We start from the raw sequence: 20124 nt of genomic DNA on the forward strand, positions 1-20124 counted from the left end.
CTAAAGTGTGTAACACCTTTCTCACTCATATCAATGATATACCACTTCTGTTTTTTTTGAAATTGAAAATCTTACTGAAAAAGGTTAAAAAATTACAGCAGTAAATTTATTTTACTGCTGCCCTGTAAACGGATAAAGAAGCCTTTGATTTTCTTCCTCGTACATGTTTTTCTTTGTTATCATTTTACTGCCGGAATCCAATTTCTTTTCTATCGGCTGTCCCCCAAGGATCTTTGCTGCCTGCTGTATACTAAGGTATCCCATATTGAAGGGCTTCTGTATGATAATTCCCTGAAACACACCTGCCTCCAGCATTTGGATTTCCTCAATAGAATTGTCAAACCCCACAACCTTAACTTTTCCGGTCAGTCCCAGATCCTCAATTGCCCGGGCTGCTCCCACCGCCGAGTATTCGTTTGTTCCCATAATAACTTTTATCTTTGGATGTTTTTCCATCATATCTTTTGTCAGTGAATACGCCTTATCATAAGAAGATCCGCTGAATACAATATCTACCACCTGATGCTCATATTTCCCCAGACCGGCTCTCATTCCATTCTCTCGCTCTATGGCCGTAGAGGCTCCTTTGACATGGGCCACAATTCCAATTTGCATATCTTTTGCCAGCAGTGTTTTTGTAAATTCACCCAGTTCTTTTCCCGCCACATAATTGTCTGTTGAAACTGTTGATTCTGCAATATCTCTATCTATCACAGAATCAATCAGTACCAGTCTGATGTCATTGTCCACCACATCCTGGAGGGCATTTGAAGTCTCAGAATAACTGCAGGGTGCAACTATTATGGCATCTGGTTTTTTCTGAATGCTTTCTTTAATATACTGTATTTGACCCTCCACATCCTCTTCGGAACTCCCCCCCACTACCTCCAGATCTATATTCAATTCCGCGGCACCAAGCTGGGCCCCTTCCGTCAGTGAAGTCCAGAACCCGTTTGTATTATCAATAACCTTGGGTATAAGAATGACTTTGTAAGCCCTCTGTTCATGATTCTGTGAATTCCACAGAAAAAACATCGTCAGGAAGATTACAGCAAGTACCCCTGAAATCAACACCCCGGCCCTGATTTCCTTATATCTGTTTTTTTTCATCATCTATTTTGCCCTCCAGCGGCACCGTGATCGTAGCCACGGTTCCTGCCCCTTTCCTGCTTATATAGGAAATTCCGTATTCTTCCCCGTAATACAACTGCAGTCGTTTCTGTACATTGGGCACGCCTACTCCCTTTGTCTTACGCCCTTTTTGCTTTTCTTCAAAAATATGGGCTAAAGCTTCTTCATCCATTCCCACTCCGTCATCCGCTATCGTAATGCAGGCCTTCCTGCCAAGCCTGTAGCCGTCAATACTTATGTTTCCCTTTGTCTCTTTATATTTCAGGCCGTGATAAATAGCATTTTCCACAATAGGCTGCAATGCCAGTTTGATAATTCTAGCATGGTTGATTTCCGGAGACATTTTTATAGAATACTCCAGCTTATCTTTATAGCGCATTTTCTGGATGGTCAGATAACTGCACACATAATCGATTTCTTCACCGACGGAAACCTCCTCTTTGTCATTACTTATGCTCTGACGCAGAAGTTTTGCAAGAGAGGATGTCATGAGAACCACTTCTTCATTTTTCCCGGCCTCAGACATCCAGATAATAGAATCCAGTGTATTATAGAGGAAATGTGGATTTATCTGGGCCTGGAGGGCCTTTAGTTCACTTTTCCTCTTCTGCTTCTGCTCATATACATTTTGCTCCATCAGTGTATGAATACGCTCTGTCATAACATTGAAGGATTTGCTTAAACTTCCCACTTCATTTTCCGCTGTAACGTCCACATTTGCTTTATCGAACCGGCCTATTTCCACCAGGCTCATGGAATCTCTAAGCTGCCGTATAGGTTTGGTGATTTCCCTGGAAATGATACTTGAAACCACCGTGACTCCAAGCAAAAGTACTGCTGCAACCAGGAAATACAACATCTGTGCCTGTCTGTTATTCTTCAGCAGTTCTGATGTATAAGCAGCTCCGACCACTGTCCAGCCGGTAAGGTTTGATTTAGAAATCGTATAAAGTTTATCCTCATCTTTTGTAAGGAAATAGTTAGATTTGCTTGACATTATCTGGTCTATGTTCTCTGTCATCAGTCCACCGTACATCAGCTGCTGTTTTGGATGATAAACAATATTTCCATTCTCGTCCAGAATAAAAATATATCCCTTATCCCCCAGGCTGTTATTATTACACAGTTCACTGATAGCACTGTAGTTCAAATCCACAAAAAACACTCCTTCATTTTCCCCTGTTTTATAATTGACCAGTGCCCTGCTCAGTGTAATAACCCACTTGTAGCTTTCCTGTATAGCATTCTGAACATGTGAGGAGGAGATAGCAATCCCTTTTGAGGAAGACAGAGGTGCCTGGTACCAGCTTTCATTCTTGATATTAATATAATCAGTAAATTTGTCGTTTCCGTCGTTGAGCACGCTGCGCCCATTATCTGCCACAGCCGCTATATTATAGATGTCATTGCGGCTGTCCCTTATTGTTACGAACTGAGACAGTATACGCTCCCGCTCCTCCTTTGTCTCTTCCTCCGTCTGATCTTCATTATACAAATATTGAGAAACATCACTGCTCTTGGCAACAATGGATGAGATATTTATTAAGTATTCCATATAAGAATCTATATCATAATTCACCTGTTCGATGATCTGAGAAGAATAGTTCACCGAATTCTCGTAGATAGTGTTTTTTGTAAAATTCAATGCAATAAATAAAAATATCAACATCGCAATCACCATCAGCACCGAGAACGAAAACATGATTGTACTCTGAATACTTTTAAATCTGCCGAATATAGTTCTGTGTCTCTTTTTTTCCTTCATGCCTTAAGTCTCCCTGGCGTACTCTTTCGGCGTTCTTCCAGTCATCTTTTTAAATGCAATGCTAAAATAGTGAGGATCGCTGAACCCCACTTTCTCCGCAATCTCATAATTTTTGAGACTAGTCTGGCGAAGGAGCTGTTTTGCTCTCTCCATACGTACACTCGTCAGAACCTCCATGAAAGTTTTTCCTGTTGCTTCCTTAAATATACTGCTGAAACGGCTTGTACTTATATTCAGATAATTACAGATCTGATTCAGACTTAAAGCAGGGTCGCTGTAATTTTCCTTGATATAGTCCATAGCCCTGATTGCCTGTAGTTCCCCACTAGAATAACCGGCCGCAGATACTGCATTCATCCCGGCCTTTGCATAGTTTTTAATCAGTTTCATGGCTTCCACCAGGCTCCTTGCTTCTGTAATGCCGGAAACATCCGAATCCTGCAGTTTGAAGTTCTCGTTTGTTGCATACACGGTTTCATGCAAAACACCAAGTACCTGCTGCAGATAAGCCACTGCCCTGCTTCGTGTCACATATCCTGATTTTAGCCGTTCTTCAATATGATTCAAAATGTCTTTTAAAAGCTCCTCATCACTCTCACGCACAGCAGACACTATATCCTTCAGATTCCTTTCCAGCTCCATAGGGTTTTCCACCGGCTGCGGCTCCTCACAGTCAAAGATAACCCCACTGCCTTTTGTGTACCTGTATTTCAAAATTTTCGTGGCAGATTCATAGGACCTGGAAAGATTCTCCAGCTTATTCACTGAAATTCCGATTCCCATTGATACACTCAGTTTCATAACTTGGAAAACCGTATCTTTAATCTCCCTGCATATGGAGCTTACTTCCCATACAAATTTCTTTGCCCTATCTGTAAAAAACAATATGCAGACACGGTTGTCCGAATCCCTGTATGCCAGCCCCGCCTTATAGTTATTTACAATTTCATTGCTGATGTTTTCCACAACAAAGGACATAAGTGCACTCTCTTTTTTCAGCTCATCGTCAATCTCGTAGAGTCCTGAATACACATCAATGTCTATAGCTGCTACACGGTAGACATCTCCTTCCACAAAGATTCCAAATTCCTCCATTTCCTGCAGGCTGGTCTCCACCGCCTGTGTTCCCATGACAAGGCGGGAAAGGATTCTGGAAACAATCAGGGACTCATTCTTTGTGTAATTATGATACACCTTCGTAAGCTCATCCAGCTTTTCTTCCTTCCTGCGTTCACCATCCAGCTTTCCCTTAATCCTGGTCAACACCTGGGACAGTTCCTTTGCCGTCACAGGTTTCAAAATATATTCGGCCACTTTATATTGTATTGCCTGCTTTGCATAGTCAAAGTCACCGTATCCGCTGAAAATAATAATCGTTGTCTGTGGCATATTTTCATAAATGTATTTACTTAAGCCCATTCCATCTACATAAGGCATATAGATATCCGTCAACACTACGTCAACCGGTGTCGCTTCCAAAAATGCAATTGCTTCTTTCCCGTTTTCACAATCTCCTGCCAGCTCAAATCCCAACTGCTCCCATTGGATTTTTGCACTGATTGCCTCACGGACTAAAATTTCATCATCCACCAGTAAAACTTTATACACTGCTTGTGCCTCCTTACGACCTTTCTTTCGAATAACACGTCTGCCGATATTATACCTCAAGATAATGGTTTGTAAAAGACATTTGTGAAACTGTTACATCATAATGAGACTTCATCCCAGAGGTCGTGCCAGTCTTTGGCGCCTTCCCACAGGAATACCTGTCCTTTTACCAGTCTATTGTTTCTTTCCAGAGTTGCTATCTCAGCCATTTCTTCCTCTGTAAGCGGATCCTCTGTGAGGCACTTTAAGTTGCTCACATAATTTCTTTCCTTTACAGAAAACGGAATCGGGATCTGTCCCCTCTGCTGTGCCCACTTCAATGCAATTAGGGCCGGATGTACACCGTGTGTTTTTGCAATCTTCTTTATTTCCGGCATTTCCAGATCTGCCACGTCATCCGGAAATATATCCCTTTCCGGCCTCTGAGGTGATCCCAAAGGCATGTATCCGATGGGTGCAATATTATGGCCTTTCAGATAGTCGAATAGCTCCTGCTGCTGAAAGCTCACATGCATCTCAAGTTCACATGCCGCCGGCATAATTTCCATAAGCGGGAGCACAGCCTCCATTTTAGGGATTGTCATGTTGGAAATTCCAATATGGCGGATGAATCCCTTTTTGACCAGTTCTTCACACTGTTTATAGGTATTCATAAACTCTTCCACACTGAAAGGCTTAGATTCCGGATTGCGGGCATCCGCATCACATCCCGGTGCATGGTAATTGGGAAAAGGCCAGTGAATGAAGAATAAGTCGATATAGTCACACTGCAGATCGGCAATACTCTTTCTGCAGGACTCTTCAACTCTTTCATGCATATCGTTCCACACTTTTGTTGTAATATAAAGATCTTTTCTCTCCACAACTCCTTCGTCAAAAGCAGCTTTGAATACCTCCCCTATCTCTTTTTCATTGCCATAGCATGCAGCACAGTCAAACATTCGATATCCGCAGCGGATTGCTCCTGCCACCGCATTTGATACTTCTTCGGATCCAACTCTGTCTGAACCGAAAGTTCCCATTCCCACACCGGGGATTTCTTCTCCTGTATATATCTTTACTTTTGGCACCTTTGCCGGATTAATAAACTCTCCCATTGATCTCATCTCCTTTATTATCTAAGCTTTATAATCTGCACGTCAGGCAGAATACGTTCCATGTCCTCTTTAACAAAAAATCCTGTTTCCTCTCTGAGCGCCGCAGCCGCAGAAATTGCGCTTGCTTTGCGCAGAACACTCTCTATGGGCAGACCTTCAGCAAATCCCAGCGCAAATCCTGCTATCATAGAGTCTCCGCATCCCACAGTATTCACTGCATTTATCCTGGGCACCCTGGCCTGATAAGTTCCTGTATCGCACACCAGAAAAGAGCCTTCTCCTCCCAGAGACACTGCCACAATCTCCACGCCGCGTGCGTGTATTTCCTCTGCTGCTTCCAGCATGTCCTCCATATTGTCACAGCTTTTCCCCGTCAGCATGCGGATTTCATCAATGTTTGGCTTAATCATCGTAGGGCATGCTTCTATTCCCATCTCCAGGAGGCTTCCGCTGGTATCCAGAATCACTTTCTTTCCTGCATTTTTTATAATCTTCACCAGTTTCTGGTATGCACTTCCATCCAGCCCCTTTGGAACGCTGCCGGACATGGTAACAACATCTGCAGCCTGCACCAGTTTTTCAAATTTTTCCTGAAAACCAAGGAAGTCTTCCTTAGTCACTGTAAAGCCGGGCTCCAGAAATTCTGTCTGGACCTTATTGACCTCATCCCATATATTGATACAGGATCGGCTTTCCGCCTCAAGATGATAAAAGGCACTTTTCACACGAAAAGATTTCAGGGAATCCTCTATATAATTTCCTGCATGTCCGCCCACAAATCCTGTTGCCACGACCTTTGCTCCGGCTATAGCGGCAGGTTTGGACACATTTAAGCCCTTGCCTCCCGGCGTATATGCACACTCCTTTACACGATTTACTTCTCCGGTTTGAAAGCCTTCCACCACATAGCGCTTGTCAATTGCAGCATTAAGAGTTACCGTCAATATCATCTTAAGCTTCCTCCCGGTCCTCATTCATTAAGAGTATTTTCCCTTTTACCAGCCCTGGTGTCTTAAACATCTGGAAGGCTTCCTGAGCACTGCTCATAGGCATCTTCTTATAGATGAAGCCCGGATCAAATTTTAATTGTCCCGTTGCAAAGTAATGGGCTGTCAATTCCCACTCCTTTCCGGGGAATGGAGAACTGTATGACATCCAGGAACCTGTCAAGTTGAATTCTTTTCGGTTCATGTTTTCCCACATCGCCGGTGTAAATGTCAAATCTACATGAGGCGTGCCTATGAAACACACATGTGCTTTATTGGCGGCCAGCTCAAATGCCATATACATAGTCGGAGCCTGTCCCGCTGTTTCATACACATAACCATAACCCTTCCCGCCGGTCATTGCCATAGCCTCATCCATAAAATTTTCTTTTGTTGTATTTACCACTTCATCTGCACCCAGACGTTTCGCCAGTTCTAGACGTTCCTCGCTGATGTCAAATACGACTACCTTTTTCGAACCGAAAATCTTGGCCCACTGCATGGTAAACATTCCGATTGTTCCGCCGCCTAAGATAGCAACGCACTGTCCTCCCTGATAATCATTTTGGAGAAGACCATGGAGCGCTACGGTAGAAGGCTCGAACATTGCTCCCTGCTCGTAAGGAATGCTCTTATCAAATACCACTGCATTCTGCTCAGGAATAACTACGTAGTCCGCATTGCTTCCCTGCTCTCTGGAACCGATGAAACTATAATGTTTGCAAAGAGAGAAGTTTCCGTTTTGACAGTCATCACATTTCATACAGGGAACCAATGGTGCTCCTGATACTCTGTCTCCCACCTTAACTTTTGTGACACCTTCTCCGACTTCTACCACGTCACCAGAAAACTCATGTCCCAGTACAATGGGATAGAAATGTACGCCGTTGTGCAGAACTCTGGGAATATCCGATCCGCAGATTCCCGATGCCTTCACCTTAATCTTGACTTTTCCCGCTTCTGCCTTCGGTTCCTCATAGTCCAGATACTGCACGTCCTCATTCGCACATACAACTGCTGCCTTCATTTTATCTGCCTCCTGTTTTTTTCATTGTTTCTTTTAAGTTACGGTAAAGTTCTAAATAAATCTGATAATTTGCTTCATATATTTTGGTGTTCTGCAAGTTCGGTTCATGTGACCGCTTATTTTCTACTGTCAGAGCTACTGCCTCTTCAAAGTCCTTATACATCCCCACACCTACACCTGCAAGAATCACTGCTCCAAGTGTGGTGGCCGTATCCGATGATGGCACAATAATGGGCTTTCCGGTAATGTCAGATTTTATCTGCGTCCATAAAAGGGAATTAGCTGATCCTCCCATGGCACGCAGTACACTGACCTGGGCCCCGGCTTCTTTTGCTACATCCAGATTGTGTTTAAGAGAATATGCAACACCCTCCATTGCCGACCTGATAAAGTGAGCCTTCTTCTTGCTGAAATCCAGACCGTAAAATACGCCTTTTGCATTTGGATCCCAAATTGGAGATCGTTCACCGGACATATAGGGGAGAAAAACTACCCCGTCACTTCCCGGTGCTACCTTTTCTGCCATTTCATTAAACAAGGTAAGGGAATTTTTCCCCAGCCTTTTTCCTTCTTCCCGCTCATAGTCCCCGAATTGTTGTTCCAGCCATCTCATCACGCCACCGCCCCCAACAGTTCCGCCCTGAAGAAGCCAGTGTCCTGGAATCACGTGATAGCTTAAGATCAGCCTTGGATCGGCTTTGTATGTGTCGGTGCAGATGCTCATTCCGCCTGCCTGACCACCCTGTTCCTGAGTTTCTCCCGGATGAAGAACCCCGGCGCCTAAAGTTCCACAGGCAGCATCCAGTCCCCCGGCAACCACCGGTGTCCCTTCTGCCAGTCCGCTTTCTTTCGAGGCTTTGGCCGTCACCGTTCCTATGACCTCATGACAGGGATGAATGTCCGGCAGGAATTCCGAGGGAATTCCTAATTTGCAGCACATCTCCTTATCCCATGTCCCTGTGCGCATGTCAAAGCAATGTAATCCATACCCCTGAGATAACTCTTGGGTAAATTCGCCGGTCAGTTTTAACGCAATGTAACTGTTAGACTGCAAAACCTTATAAATCTTCTCATACACTCCGGGCAGATTTCTCTGATACCAAATGATTTTTGCCGTAGAATAAGACGGCTGCAGAGAGTTCCCGGAAAGCTGAAATATCTCGTCGGCTCCAATCTTCTCATTCATTTCTTCACAGATATCCGCGGCTCTTGTATCCATCCAGATGGGGGTATTGGTCAGCACATTGCCTTGCCGGTCCACCGGGATTGCCGACCAGCTCTGCCCGTCTATTCCCACACCTGCAACCTGCTCAGGCATAACCTTCCCCTTCGCAAAAACCTCCTTTATAGCGCTGCACACTGCGCACCACCATTCCTCCGGGTTTTGTTCTGCCCAGCCTGGATGGGGGTAGTACACAGGATAATCTCCATTTGCCGCTGCAATTACCTTGCCTTCACGATTAAATACAGCAATCTTGCATGCACTTGTTCCTATATCAATTCCCAGTAAATACTGTTTCATTTTTTCCTCCCCGATACATTTACAGATTTTCCTTCTATAAATCCGGTTTTTAGCTTCACTGTCCGACTCTTCCTGGAGACATTACTTCCCTCCAACTTCTTCAGCAGCAGGCTAAATACCTGGCCTGCTATCTCCTTGGTTGGCTGGGTTACAATACTTAGTTTTGGAATATTTGCTTTGGCAAATTCAAAGTTATCAAACCCTACAAAAGACAATTGTTCCGGGATTCTAATTCCCAGCTCGTTAATTTCAATAATTGCCCCCATGGTCATTTCACAGTTAGATACAAAGACTGCCGTCATATCCGGGTTTTTATTTACAAGCTCTTTCATTGCAGCTGCACCGCCCTCCATGGTGTAATTTCCCCTGACAATCAGCCTTTCCTCCACGGTCAGCCCAGCCTGTTCCATTGCCATGCAGTATCCGGTATACCGTTTTTTTGCCGTATAAATATCACCGGGGCCTATAATCATCCCAATTCGTGTATGACCAGCCAGAATCAGTTTTTCCACGGCATCTCTGACAGCGCTTTCATTATCCACAAGAACGCAGTCACATTCTATCCCTTTTAGTTCTCTGTCAATTAACACAACAGGTTTTCCCCCATTGATAAACTTCTTCAGGTAAGTTCCCCGCTTGCCGGAAGGCATAATGATCAGGCCGTCCACACGTCTGTGGAACAAAAATTCTACTGCCTCTTCCTCTCTTTTTTCATCGCTGCGGCAGTCACATACAATTGTGGCATACCCCCGGCTTCTAAGTAAGTCTTCAACTTCTGTAATAATCTGTGTGCAGAAAGCAATATTTAATTCCGGAAGAATAACCCCTATAGTCTTGGTCCTGTTGGTCTTTAGTCCCCGGGCCACTTCATTGACCTCAAAATGAAGTTCTTCTATTGCCTCTTCTATCTTAATCCGGTTCTTTTCTCTTACATTCCCCCCATTTAAATAGGAAGAAATTGTTGCAAGACCAAGCCCCGTCTTTTTCGCGATGTCCTTCATTGTTGCCGCCATGATTAGTTCCCTGCCTTTGTTCTTCTTTTACTACTCTTTTAAACAGCTATTTTGCTTTTCCGTCGCATCCGCACACTTTCATACGATCCATAACAAGATTTTTAACTGCCTCCATACCTACAACTCCAAGTTTTTTCGGATCAAAGGTTTCCGGATGCTCCGCTAGAAGCCTCTTGACAGCATCTGTATAAGCTGCCCGCAGTTCTGTTGCAAAATTTGCCTTACACATACCCCTTCGAATACAATCCCTTACGTCTTCATCACTTAAACCAGAGCCTCCGTGAAGAACCAGCGGAACAGATACCAATTCTTTCACAGCGGAAACTCTCTCTTTGTCCAATACCGGAGTGCCTACATAGAATCCGTGGGCTGTTCCGATTGCGATGGCAAGCGAAGAAACTTCTGTTCTATCGACAAATTCTTTTGCCTCCTTAGGATCCGTATTCGTATCTGCCTCTGCCTCTGTATCATCTTCCTTGCCGCCTACCTTGCCAAGCTCAGCCTCAACCGGGATACCGCATGCCTTTGCCACATCCACAACCTTTTTGGTGACTGCAATGTTGTCCTCGAAGCTCTCGTGGGAGCCATCTATCATTACAGAAGTATATCCTGCCTTGATTGCCTGAATTGCCAGCTCAAAACTGTTGCCGTGATCAAGATGCAGACACACCGGAACTGTAGCTTTCTTTGCCTCCGCAGCCACAATTGCAAAGTATGTCTCCATGGAGCCATACTTGATTGTAGACCCTGTAGTCTGCAGCATCACCGGTGCACGCAATTCCTCTGCAGCGGCAATGACGGCCTTGACCATCTCCATGTTCTCCACATTAAAAGCCCCTACTGCATAACTGCCCTTCTGGGCATCCTGTAACATTTGTTCTGATGTAACTAATGGCATATGTATTATCCTCCTTTGAGTGAAACCGAAACGTTTCGGTTTGCTTTATGTTTATATGATAATCTTGTTTTCTTAACTTGTCAATACGCAAAATAAACGGAAAACCCTCCCCACAAAAAGGCTTTCCGTTTATCTTGTGCACATTGTCTGCACTGATATGTGTCATTCTAATATAAGCATGATATAGATCTTTGTTTAATCCAGGTGAAATACAGGCGTAAGATCTATGGATACCGGACTATTGTCCGGGTTTGTCTCCATAATGTCTGCCATATAGTCCCACCATTTGCGATTAATTTCTGTATCAGCACTTTTTGCCCACTTTTCTTCATCCTCCAGCTCAATATAGCCATAGAGAATATTAGTTTCTCCGTCAAGGAATATGGAATAATTAGAGCCTCCGTACTCATGAATCATATCTTTCATCTCCGGCCAGAGGGCAGTATGCCGCTTGGCATACTCCTCCTCCATTCCCGGATATAGTTTCATTTTAAAACTTTTTCTAACCATTTTTTGCCTCCATGATACCTATGGAGTCCAAGGTCATGCTTTTTCATGCAAGCATGAACCGCATGACCTTTTGGCCCTGGTATCATTTTAGTATACGTCTTTCCACTCGTCAATATTAGAAGAATCGAATTTGAAAGGAGCACCTAAAATAATTTCTGTACCACCGTCATCTGCATCTACCACTTCATAATCGCCCATGTCTCCAGCGGTAAACTTGTCTCCGCTCTTTCCTGTGATTGTTCCGTCGACCAGTGCCATTGATGTATAAGCGCTAAGACTTCCGACATCACTTGGGTTCCACAGGAACATATACGGACAGGAATGAGAATCATCATCGCCGATATACTCAGCCATCTCTGAAGGAAGTCCGAGTCCTGTCAGTTTTACAGAAGATTTTTCATCCTGAAGAACTTTAGCAGCTGCATTGATACCTACTGTTGTAGGAGCGCAGATAGCCTTCAAATCTGGGTATTTTGACAGCAGAGCCTGTGTCTGATCTGTAGATTTCTGCGGTTCGTCATCACCGTAAGCAACCTCTACAAGTTCCAATTTGGAATACTTGTCATCTTTCATAACTTCTTTCATTGCATCAATCCATGCATTCTGATTTGTTGCCTGAGATGTAGCTGAAAGAATTGCCCACTGGCCTTCTCCGCCTGTGATATCTAAAACGGCATCCATCAGAGCCTGACCGATTTCTTTATTACCAGCCTGATTTACAAATGTCTGGCGGCTGTCAGGATTTGTCTTGGAGTCCAGACAGGATACTTTGATTCCTGCATCCATGGCTTCTTCCAATGATGCCTGCAGAGCATTTTCGTCATTACCTGCAATTGCTATTGAATCAACTCCCTGAGAAATCAGTGACTGAATGACAGACACCTGTGCATCTGCTGTTGCAGCCTCAGGATGTTTTACAATACACTCTCCACCTTCTGCCTCGATTACCTTCTGGAATCCTTCTGCTTCTTTCTCATTGTAAGGATTTCCTGCGGATTTTGTCACGATGGCATAAGTTTTCTTTCCGGACTCTTTGGATGTGTCGCTTGATTTTGAATCTGAGCTTCCGGAATCTTTTCCTCCGCAGCCAACAGCCAAAGTCGCTGCCATTGCTACGCATAACAGAACACTTAAAACTTTTTTCTTCATGCTTTCTTTTCCTCCCTTTTGGAATTTGTTTTATACGAAACACCTTTTGGTGCTTTGTATCAATTTGAATGAAATTACTTTGCCGCTGCCGTCTTTTTCTTTAATTTCACTTCTCCGCTGATGTTTGGCAGAAGTACTGCCAGAATCAAAAGTGCACCAAGTATAATTAAAATCAGCTGCGGGTTCATGTTAATTTGTCCAAGACCAATTCTCAGACAGATGATGATAAAGCCAGAAATAATGCCACCCTGTAGTCTTCCTTTTCCGCCTGCCGTAGAAATTCCTCCAAATACAGCCATTGCGATTGCATCCATTTCAAAACCATTTCCTGTGGTAGTATTAGCTCCGTAAAGAACAGATGTAAGGAATAGTGCAGCAAGTCCTGCCATGAATCCCATTGCAGTGTAAATAATCAGACGTATCTTCTGCACATGGATTCCCGAATAATAAGCAGCACTGCTGTTAGAGCCTATCGCATACACACTTCTGCCAAATGTGGTCTTACTCAACACCACAGTAAATATAACAGCAAATATTGCTACCACAAACAGAATATATGGTATTGTACCAACCTTGCCTGCAATCATACGAAAGCCTTCTGTATTACTCAGAGAAACAGACCCGCCGCTTCCCAGTGAAATCTCTGCAATACCTCTGAAAACAATCTGCGTACCCAAAGTTACAATCATAGGGGGCAGTTCTGTAAACTTTGTTAGAATCAGCCCATTAATGAATCCACAAAGTGTACCTACCAGCAATGCTACAAGGACCACTACTATAAACGACCATTCTTTATTGCTGGCCATGCATGTCATAGTAGCTGAAAGACACACAATCGCGCCTACTGAAATATCAATTTCACCAAGTATCAGGATATAGGCCATGGGAAGCAGCAAAAACATCTCTGTAAGATATTTCGGCATTTCTCTCAAAACACTTGAGAACTGATAACTCGGGGAGATACTCAAACAAAAAACATTAATTAAGATAAACACTACGACCAACATTGTTTCCCAGCAAAGTAAGGTCTTCTTCCATGACTTGTCCGGTACGTTGGCAATCGTTCTTCCTGATTTTCCTGCCATAATTACATCTCCCTTTCTTTAAGATTGTTCTTATCCATTACACGTTGTGTTATAACATTTAGGATAACCACAACTAATATGATAATGCCTTTTACAGTATTTTGTGCAATAGCGTCAATTCCAACAAGAGGGAGTGCTTTTGCAATAATTGCCAGAATCAGGGATCCTAAGAATGCTCCGACGACACTTCCCCGGCCGCCAGTCATGCTGACACCGCCGATTACACAGGCAGCGATAACATCCATCTCTTTTGCGTACAGCATATTCGGCTGTGCAGAAGAATAAACTGCGACAGCCAGGGCGCCGCATAATCCTGCGAGAGTTCCCATTACAACATATACCATAAGTTCTACATTGGAAGTATTGATACCTGAAATGGATGCCGCCTCACGGTTACTGCCCACAGCATATATCTTCCGTCCAATCTTTGTCCACTTCATCACAACAAAGAAAATGATGTAGCAGAGAATCATAATCAGCACTACATTGTTGATTCCCAGTACTTTGCCAAGAGCAAAGTTTTTAAATGTCCCCAGGTTCTCGGCACTTGCCCACTGACTGTTTCCTATCATATATGCCATACCTCTGTATATGTACATAAAGCCCATGGTGGCAATAATCGGAAGTACCTTTCCCTTTGCAATTACAAGGCCGATAATCAGCCCGCATACTGCCCCAATTCCTATTGCAATCAGGAACAGTAAAAATGTATTTTCAACCTTATGATATTTAAGCAGCATCCCGACTGTCATGCCTGAAAAGGCAAGCGTGGAAGCAACAGAAATATCGATTCCGCCGATCAGCAGTACTCCCAGCATACCAAGTGTCATAATCATAATAACCGCATTGTTCTTCAGCATGTCTGAAATAGATTTCAGCGTCAGAAATGAAGGGCTTCTAAACGAAATAACCGCGCAGAGAATGATTAGGACAATCAGTAAGCTTGCTTCACGGGAACCGGTAATTGTTTTCCAGATAGATTTGTTTTCTTTCATCTTTCCCATTTCCTCCTTACTTTGATTTTTCCATGGACAACTCAAGTATTCCCTCCTGAGTTGCTTCGGCACGGTTCAGTTCACCGGTTACTTTGCCGTTGCACATAGCCACGATCCTGTCACTCATGCCAAGAATTTCCGGCATTTCTGAAGATATCAGGACAATAGCATAGCCTAACTTTGCAAGATCTCCCATGATCTGATATATCTCGGCCTTTGCTCCGACATCGACCCCCTTTGTAGGCTCATCCATGATGACAACTTTCATCTTCTGTCCCAGAGCTTTGGCAACCACCACTTTCTGCTGGTTACCGCCGGAAAGTGAAGATGCCGGGTCAAAAATAGTCACAGCTTTTGTATCTACATCTTCCAGGAGCTTTTTTGCTGCCTCCCGTTCCTTTTTCTCATCAGCAAAACCTTTTTTCGCATACTTGCCCATTGTCGGCAGGGTTACATTTCTTCCAAGTCCCCAGCTCATAATAAGACCATCCTTCTGTCTGTCTTCCGGCAAAAGAATAATTCCCTGATTCATAGCATCTGAAGGCTGCTTAATATGTATGGCTTTTCCCTCTAAGAACACCTTGCCCTCATCCGGCTTTGTAATTCCACATATACTCTCCACCACTTCGGTCCGCCCTGCGCCAACCAGGCCTGTAAGTCCCACAATCTCTCCTGCGTGGACACTAAAAGAAACATCTTTGAAATATCCTACTCTGGAAAGTCCTTCGACTCTCAACACCTCCGGTCCAAGCTGAACCTCCGGCTTCGGGAACAGATCACTGATCTCCCGACCTACCATAGCTTTAATCAAATCTGCATTCGTGATTTCATTTACATCATACGTGCCGATATACTTTGAATCACGTAACACCGTAACTCTGCTTGCCAGACGGTACATATCTTCAAAACGGTGGGAAATAAATATTATGGAAACATCATCTTCCCTGAGTTTATCAACAATCCTGTACAGTTTTTCAGACTCACTGTTTGTCAGTGACGCTGTGGGCTCGTCCAGGATAATAATCTGGGCGTTGGTGGAAAGTGCTTTGGCAATCTCAACCATCTGCTGCTGCGCAACGCTCAAAGCCCCCATCTCATCTGTGGGCTTAAAATCAGCATCCAGCTGGGACAATAATTTCCCTGTCTCTTCATTCATCTTTTTCCACTGGATCAGGCCGCTCTTTATGATCTCATGCCCCATAAAAATATTCTCTGCCACTGTCAGATCCGGGTAAGATGTGGGATGCTGGTAAACAGCTGCAATTCCAGCCGCCTGCGCGTCTCTGGGGCCTTTAAAGGATACCTTTTTTCCATCCAGAAACATCTCGCCTTCTTCTGCTTTATGTACACCGGTTATTACCTTAATAAAAGTGGATTTCCCCGCTCCGTTCTCGCCCATCAACGCATGGACCTCACCTTTCTTGAGCTGGAAATGCACATTGTCCAATGCTTTTACACCAGGAAATATCTTCGTAATACCTTTTAATTCCAAAACATATTCAGACACCGTGTTTTCCTCCTTGCATGCTTTATCATTAGTAAGTGTAACAATTATGAACATTTTGTTAAACAGCAAAATATTTTGATTTTGGGTAAATTATTTTTGTGTTGATTTTTACGTGGATTTTGTTAGAATAAAGGTATATGTGATGTATGCAGTCACAATCGGCAGATCTTATGTTTGATAACTGAAGGGCCACCATAGAAGGAGAGTTATGTATTATGAAATTATTAATTGTCGATGATGAAGAATTGACCCGTGAAGGCCTTATTGCCTCTTTGGACTGGGAGTCTCTGGGCGTTGCACAAATCCTTCAGGCCGATGACGGAATACATGCTCTTAATATTGCCCACTTGCAAAAACCCGACATTATACTATGTGATGTCCGAATGCCACGTATGGATGGAATACAGTTGGTAGAGCGTCTGGAAGAGTTTCTGCCCGATACCAGTGTAATCTTTATGAGCGGTTATTCTGACAAGGAATATCTAAAAGCAGCCATTAAACTGAAAGCTATAAACTATGTGGAGAAACCCCTGGATCCTCTGGAAATTAAAGAAGCAGTTCTGGAGGCAAAAGAAAGACGTCAGCAGAAAAGGCGTACACGCCTGAATGAGAATCTTTACTCTATGGAAACCACCTCTCATCTGGCTCTCCTTTTTACTAAGCCTTTCAAGGAAAATGTTGAGAAGATATCGCAGCTGACAGATGAACTTTCTCTCCGTCTGAAGCCCGGGAGCAGCTTCACGACATACATTATAAAACTGAAGACAAACGAACCCGACAGCTCTTTACTCAGTAATATTCGCAATGATTTTTCTGATTTTCTTGCTCATTATCATCTTCAGGCTCTTTACATCCAGCTTCACGCAATCTACCATGTGTTTCACATTATTGGAAACTACGAGCCATCTTCGACTGCTTTTAACGCCATCGAGCAATATTTGAAAGAACAGTTTTATACCTTTGGGGATGCCTTTATCGGCCGGGGTGAGACAGTGGCAGGTGTTGGGAAAGTTTATCACTCTTACACAACTGCTGTTGTGGCATTGCAGAGCAGTTTCTTTTTTGAACCTGGAACCATTCTTTCTGTGTCTGATATGAGGACATCTCCTGCCACCCACGGTGCCGGAGATTATATGGAGGATATTACTCTGCACTTTGCGGAAGCGCTCCTGACGGGTGATCGGGGGTCCTGTGAGAGCCTGCTTAAGGATCTTTATTCCAACTATTTTCAAAATTGCACGCTCTTTCCCAATCAGGTAAAAGATCTTTATTACAAGCTTTTCATGAGCATCAATGACAGTCGTGTGAAGTTAAAGCTAAACTGGGAATCCGGAGAAGACAGCACACAGGAATGTATTATAGAGCACCTGGAAAACTGCTTCACCTATCAGGAACTCCATCAGATGCTTGTCTCCAAAACAGAGCATTTCTTCCAAAGTATTGATTCATATGTGCCAGAGGATTCTACTATATTTTTGATTAAGGATTATATAAGTAAGAACTATACAAAGGATACTCTGTCTATTAAAGAAATCAGTGACCATGTGTTTCTTTCGGCTTCCTACATGTGCACCTATTTCAAAAATCAAACCGGCAGTACTTTGAATCAATACCTGACAGAATACCGGATGGAAAAAGCGATGCAGCTTCTGGCGGATGTACGTTTCCAGATTGCAGACATTTCATCAAAAGTAGGCTACAGCAATGGGAACTATTTCAGTAAAAGCTTCAAAAAGTTCACGGGATTATCTCCGTCAAAATACAGGGAGAAAATATTAAAATGAAAACCATATTCCAATCTATAGGCCGGTTCTATAAGAATCTGAAGCTTCAGACCAAATTTACGATTACTCATCTCGTAATTGGGACAATTCCTATGATCGTCCTGGCAGCTTTCTTCTATGTAAAGCTTTACGATATGATTGTTGCTGATAGTATCCGCACAGAGCAAAATGCATCTGCACAGACTTTTCCACTGATTGAAGACACCGTTTACAAGATTTTAAATGTCCATGCCCAAATTGCAAGCCAGGACTTTTACAAGAAGACTCTCACCGCTGGCTCAAAGGAATCCTTGAGTTCTCTGGCTGCTTCCCAAATTGCAGAGGATTTTCAGGAAAAAATAGAAAATACCATAGACGGGAACCTGGTGACAGACGTAAAGATATATATGGGTGTCCCGGAGGATGATCCTGCTTTTTCTGAATATCCTGTTACTGACACACTTCTGCCCGTTAAGCAGGCACAGGGAACCTACTGGTATGGGATTTTTAGCGGTGATCCCTCCTTAACCAAAATGTTCTGTCCTTCTTTTTATCTTAGCTCCCACGAAATTAGAAATCATGGTGATATGGCATACATCTCTAAATCCAGTATGTCCTATAACGGGGAAAATGTACCCTGTTTTCTTGCAGTTTATTTTTCCCGGGACCATTTTAACAGCCTTTTAAAAGATAATATGGCATCCGGAAGCAGTGTCGCTTATATGGTCAACGGACGGGATAATCTTGTTGCCACTACAGATTCTGCCCTGTCCGGGACTTATCACTTCAGTTATGATGAAATCCAGGAATATTTTAGATCCTCCAATAACTTCATATTAAAAAATGTCTTGGGAGAAGATGTATATGCCGGCTTCTACAATATTAAGAACACAGACTGGTACATGGTAGTCGCTATGCCGTCCCGGCCCATCATTAAAAAAAGTATAGAAATCACAGTTGCCTTCCTTCTTGTATATATTGCCTGTATCGGCGTTGCCCTTTTGATCGCCACATCACTTTCCAGTTCCATTACAAAGCAATTGTCGGCAGTAATCAATCAGATGGCAAAGGCCAGGACCGGCCCTCCTGTTGCGCTTCTGGCACCGGATACTCAGGATGAGATTGGGGATTTAATTTCGACTTATAATTATATGACCCGGGTCATCAATCACCTGATGGAGGAACAGGCAAAATCCGCGGAGGATCTGCGTATAGCTGAATTTAATTCACTGCAGTCCCAGATTAATCCTCACTTTTTGTATAACACCATGGATATGATTAACTGGCTGTCTCAGCAAGGACGTTCCCAGGAAGTAACTTCTGCCGTCCAGAAACTGTCACGCTTTTATAAACTCACGTTAAGCAGAAAAAAAAGCCTGAGCACCATCGCCGATGAAATAGAGCATGTATCAATTTATGTCCAGCTGCAGAATATGCGTTTTCATGACAAAATAGATTTCCTAATCGATGTACCCGATTACTTGCTGGAATATGCCATTCCGAAACTCACCTTTCAGCCGGTGATTGAAAATTGTATCCTTCACGGTATTCTGGAAAAGGAATCTAAACAGGGAACAATTGTTCTTACCGGATGGCTGGAAGAGGATACAGTTGTCATATTGATTTCTGACGACGGAATAGGAATGTCTGAAAAAAGTATAGGAGATATGATAAACGGCCGGGGCACACCTTCCGGTTCCGGCTCCAATATCGGAATTTACAATACACACCGGCGTCTTCAGCTCATATACGGACCCCAATACGGCCTTACGTACAACAGTGTGCCTGGCAAAGGTACTGAGGTAGAAATACGCCTTCCCGCCAACCCTTCCAGGCACGCAGATAGAACCGAAGTAGATAGCAATGTGGAAAATCAGCTAAAAGAAAGTCATCTTTTGCAGGCGCTGAATCTCTTATCCCGTCCGGAGATTAGCCTTTACGAAATTGCTGAGGAATGCGGTTACAAAGATCTCCAGCTGTTCTTTACAGAGTTTAAGGAACACTTTGGCTGCACTCCGGAAGAATACAGACGACATGTTCTATAAAGAGAAGAGGACACCGCCTTTTA

The 20124-nt window shown here is 43.5% G+C and carries 16 protein-coding genes; 2 read left to right on the top strand and 14 right to left on the bottom strand.

The annotated features are described in order from the left end of the window. Positions 1-111: 111 nt before the first annotated feature. From BN3456_RS08800 to BN3456_RS08865, 14 genes are all read right to left on the bottom strand, one after another. The gene (locus BN3456_RS08800) at positions 112-1113 is read right to left on the bottom strand and encodes a substrate-binding domain-containing protein (RefSeq protein WP_089983772.1); all 1002 of its coding nucleotides are present in this window, start codon (positions 1111-1113) and stop codon (positions 112-114) included. Beyond that, positions 1091-2896 carry a sensor histidine kinase gene (locus BN3456_RS08805; protein ID WP_089983773.1) on the bottom strand — a complete coding sequence of 602 codons (1806 nt, stop codon included), beginning with the start codon at positions 2894-2896 and terminating at the stop codon, positions 1091-1093. Before BN3456_RS08805 ends, BN3456_RS08800 begins: the two co-directional genes overlap by 23 nt. Positions 2897-2899: 3 nt before the next feature. After that, positions 2900-4504, bottom strand: a complete 1605-nt coding sequence (locus BN3456_RS08810; protein ID WP_089983774.1) for a helix-turn-helix domain-containing protein — start codon at positions 4502-4504, stop codon at positions 2900-2902. Between the two features lie 98 nt (positions 4505-4602). After that, a complete protein-coding gene (locus tag BN3456_RS08815; protein WP_089983775.1) occupies positions 4603-5601 on the bottom strand; it encodes an aldo/keto reductase in 999 nt (332 codons plus the stop codon). 17 nt (positions 5602-5618) lie between these two features. Further along, complete coding sequence (pfkB, locus tag BN3456_RS08820) at positions 5619-6551, bottom strand: 1-phosphofructokinase (RefSeq protein WP_089983776.1); 933 nt, start codon at positions 6549-6551, stop codon at positions 5619-5621. A 1-nt stretch (position 6552) separates the two neighbouring features. Then, entirely contained in the window at positions 6553-7614 is a 1062-nt protein-coding gene (locus BN3456_RS08825) for a galactitol-1-phosphate 5-dehydrogenase (protein ID WP_089983777.1), read from the bottom strand. A gap of 1 nt (position 7615) precedes the next feature. Continuing rightward, entirely contained in the window at positions 7616-9136 is a 1521-nt protein-coding gene (gene xylB / locus BN3456_RS08830) for a xylulokinase (protein ID WP_089983778.1), read from the bottom strand. After that, on the bottom strand, positions 9133-10149 hold the full coding sequence (locus BN3456_RS08835) for a LacI family DNA-binding transcriptional regulator (RefSeq protein ID WP_089983779.1): 1017 nt from the start codon (positions 10147-10149) through the stop codon (positions 9133-9135). The genes xylB and BN3456_RS08835 overlap by 4 nt, the downstream gene beginning before the upstream one ends. Before the next feature lie 46 nt (positions 10150-10195). After that, positions 10196-11047 carry a class II fructose-bisphosphate aldolase gene (locus tag BN3456_RS08840; RefSeq protein WP_089983780.1) on the bottom strand — a complete coding sequence of 284 codons (852 nt, stop codon included), beginning with the start codon at positions 11045-11047 and terminating at the stop codon, positions 10196-10198. A 195-nt stretch (positions 11048-11242) separates the two neighbouring features. Further along, on the bottom strand, positions 11243-11557 hold the full coding sequence (gene rhaM, locus BN3456_RS08845; protein ID WP_089983781.1) for an L-rhamnose mutarotase: 315 nt from the start codon (positions 11555-11557) through the stop codon (positions 11243-11245). An 87-nt stretch (positions 11558-11644) separates the two neighbouring features. Continuing rightward, entirely contained in the window at positions 11645-12706 is a 1062-nt protein-coding gene (locus BN3456_RS08850) for a rhamnose ABC transporter substrate-binding protein (RefSeq protein ID WP_089983782.1), read from the bottom strand. A 74-nt stretch (positions 12707-12780) separates the two neighbouring features. Continuing rightward, complete coding sequence (locus tag BN3456_RS08855) at positions 12781-13791, bottom strand: ABC transporter permease (RefSeq protein WP_089983783.1); 1011 nt, start codon at positions 13789-13791, stop codon at positions 12781-12783. A 2-nt stretch (positions 13792-13793) separates the two neighbouring features. Beyond that, positions 13794-14786 (bottom strand): ABC transporter permease, encoded by a 993-nt coding sequence (locus BN3456_RS08860; RefSeq protein ID WP_089983832.1) that lies wholly within the window; start codon positions 14784-14786, stop codon positions 13794-13796. A 16-nt stretch (positions 14787-14802) separates the two neighbouring features. Further along, positions 14803-16293: a sugar ABC transporter ATP-binding protein gene (locus BN3456_RS08865; RefSeq protein ID WP_089983784.1), complete on the bottom strand. Its 1491-nt coding sequence runs from the start codon at positions 16291-16293 to the stop codon at positions 14803-14805. Between the two features lie 215 nt (positions 16294-16508). Between BN3456_RS08865 and BN3456_RS08870 the strand changes: the two genes are divergently transcribed. Together BN3456_RS08870 and BN3456_RS08875 are read left to right on the top strand one after the other, a co-directional pair. Next, positions 16509-18077: a response regulator transcription factor gene (locus BN3456_RS08870; protein WP_089983785.1), complete on the top strand. Its 1569-nt coding sequence runs from the start codon at positions 16509-16511 to the stop codon at positions 18075-18077. Next, the gene (locus BN3456_RS08875; RefSeq protein ID WP_089983786.1) at positions 18074-20101 is read left to right on the top strand and encodes a histidine kinase; all 2028 of its coding nucleotides are present in this window, start codon (positions 18074-18076) and stop codon (positions 20099-20101) included. The genes BN3456_RS08870 and BN3456_RS08875 overlap by 4 nt, the downstream gene beginning before the upstream one ends. The last annotated feature ends 23 nt before the right edge of the window (positions 20102-20124 follow it).

This window comes from Clostridium sp. C105KSO13 (genome assembly GCF_001517425.1).
In the GTDB taxonomy this organism is placed as follows: Bacteria; Bacillota; Clostridia; order Lachnospirales; family Lachnospiraceae; genus Muricomes.

Coding starts and splice junctions, on each gene's coding strand:
- BN3456_RS08800 (WP_089983772.1), bottom strand. CDS start 1,113: ATGATGAAAAAAAACAGATATAAGGAAATCAGGGCCGGGGTGTTGATT.
- BN3456_RS08805 (WP_089983773.1), bottom strand. CDS start 2,896: ATGAAGGAAAAAAAGAGACACAGAACTATATTCGGCAGATTTAAAAGT.
- BN3456_RS08815 (WP_089983775.1), bottom strand. CDS start 5,601: ATGGGAGAGTTTATTAATCCGGCAAAGGTGCCAAAAGTAAAGATATAT.
- pfkB (WP_089983776.1), bottom strand. CDS start 6,551: ATGATATTGACGGTAACTCTTAATGCTGCAATTGACAAGCGCTATGTG.
- BN3456_RS08825 (WP_089983777.1), bottom strand. CDS start 7,614: ATGAAGGCAGCAGTTGTATGTGCGAATGAGGACGTGCAGTATCTGGAC.
- xylB (WP_089983778.1), bottom strand. CDS start 9,136: ATGAAACAGTATTTACTGGGAATTGATATAGGAACAAGTGCATGCAAG.
- BN3456_RS08835 (WP_089983779.1), bottom strand. CDS start 10,149: ATGGCGGCAACAATGAAGGACATCGCGAAAAAGACGGGGCTTGGTCTT.
- BN3456_RS08840 (WP_089983780.1), bottom strand. CDS start 11,047: ATGCCATTAGTTACATCAGAACAAATGTTACAGGATGCCCAGAAGGGC.
- rhaM (WP_089983781.1), bottom strand. CDS start 11,557: ATGGTTAGAAAAAGTTTTAAAATGAAACTATATCCGGGAATGGAGGAG.
- BN3456_RS08850 (WP_089983782.1), bottom strand. CDS start 12,706: ATGAAGAAAAAAGTTTTAAGTGTTCTGTTATGCGTAGCAATGGCAGCG.
- BN3456_RS08855 (WP_089983783.1), bottom strand. CDS start 13,791: ATGGCAGGAAAATCAGGAAGAACGATTGCCAACGTACCGGACAAGTCA.
- BN3456_RS08860 (WP_089983832.1), bottom strand. CDS start 14,786: ATGAAAGAAAACAAATCTATCTGGAAAACAATTACCGGTTCCCGTGAA.
- BN3456_RS08870 (WP_089983785.1), top strand. CDS start 16,509: ATGAAATTATTAATTGTCGATGATGAAGAATTGACCCGTGAAGGCCTT.
- BN3456_RS08875 (WP_089983786.1), top strand. CDS start 18,074: ATGAAAACCATATTCCAATCTATAGGCCGGTTCTATAAGAATCTGAAG.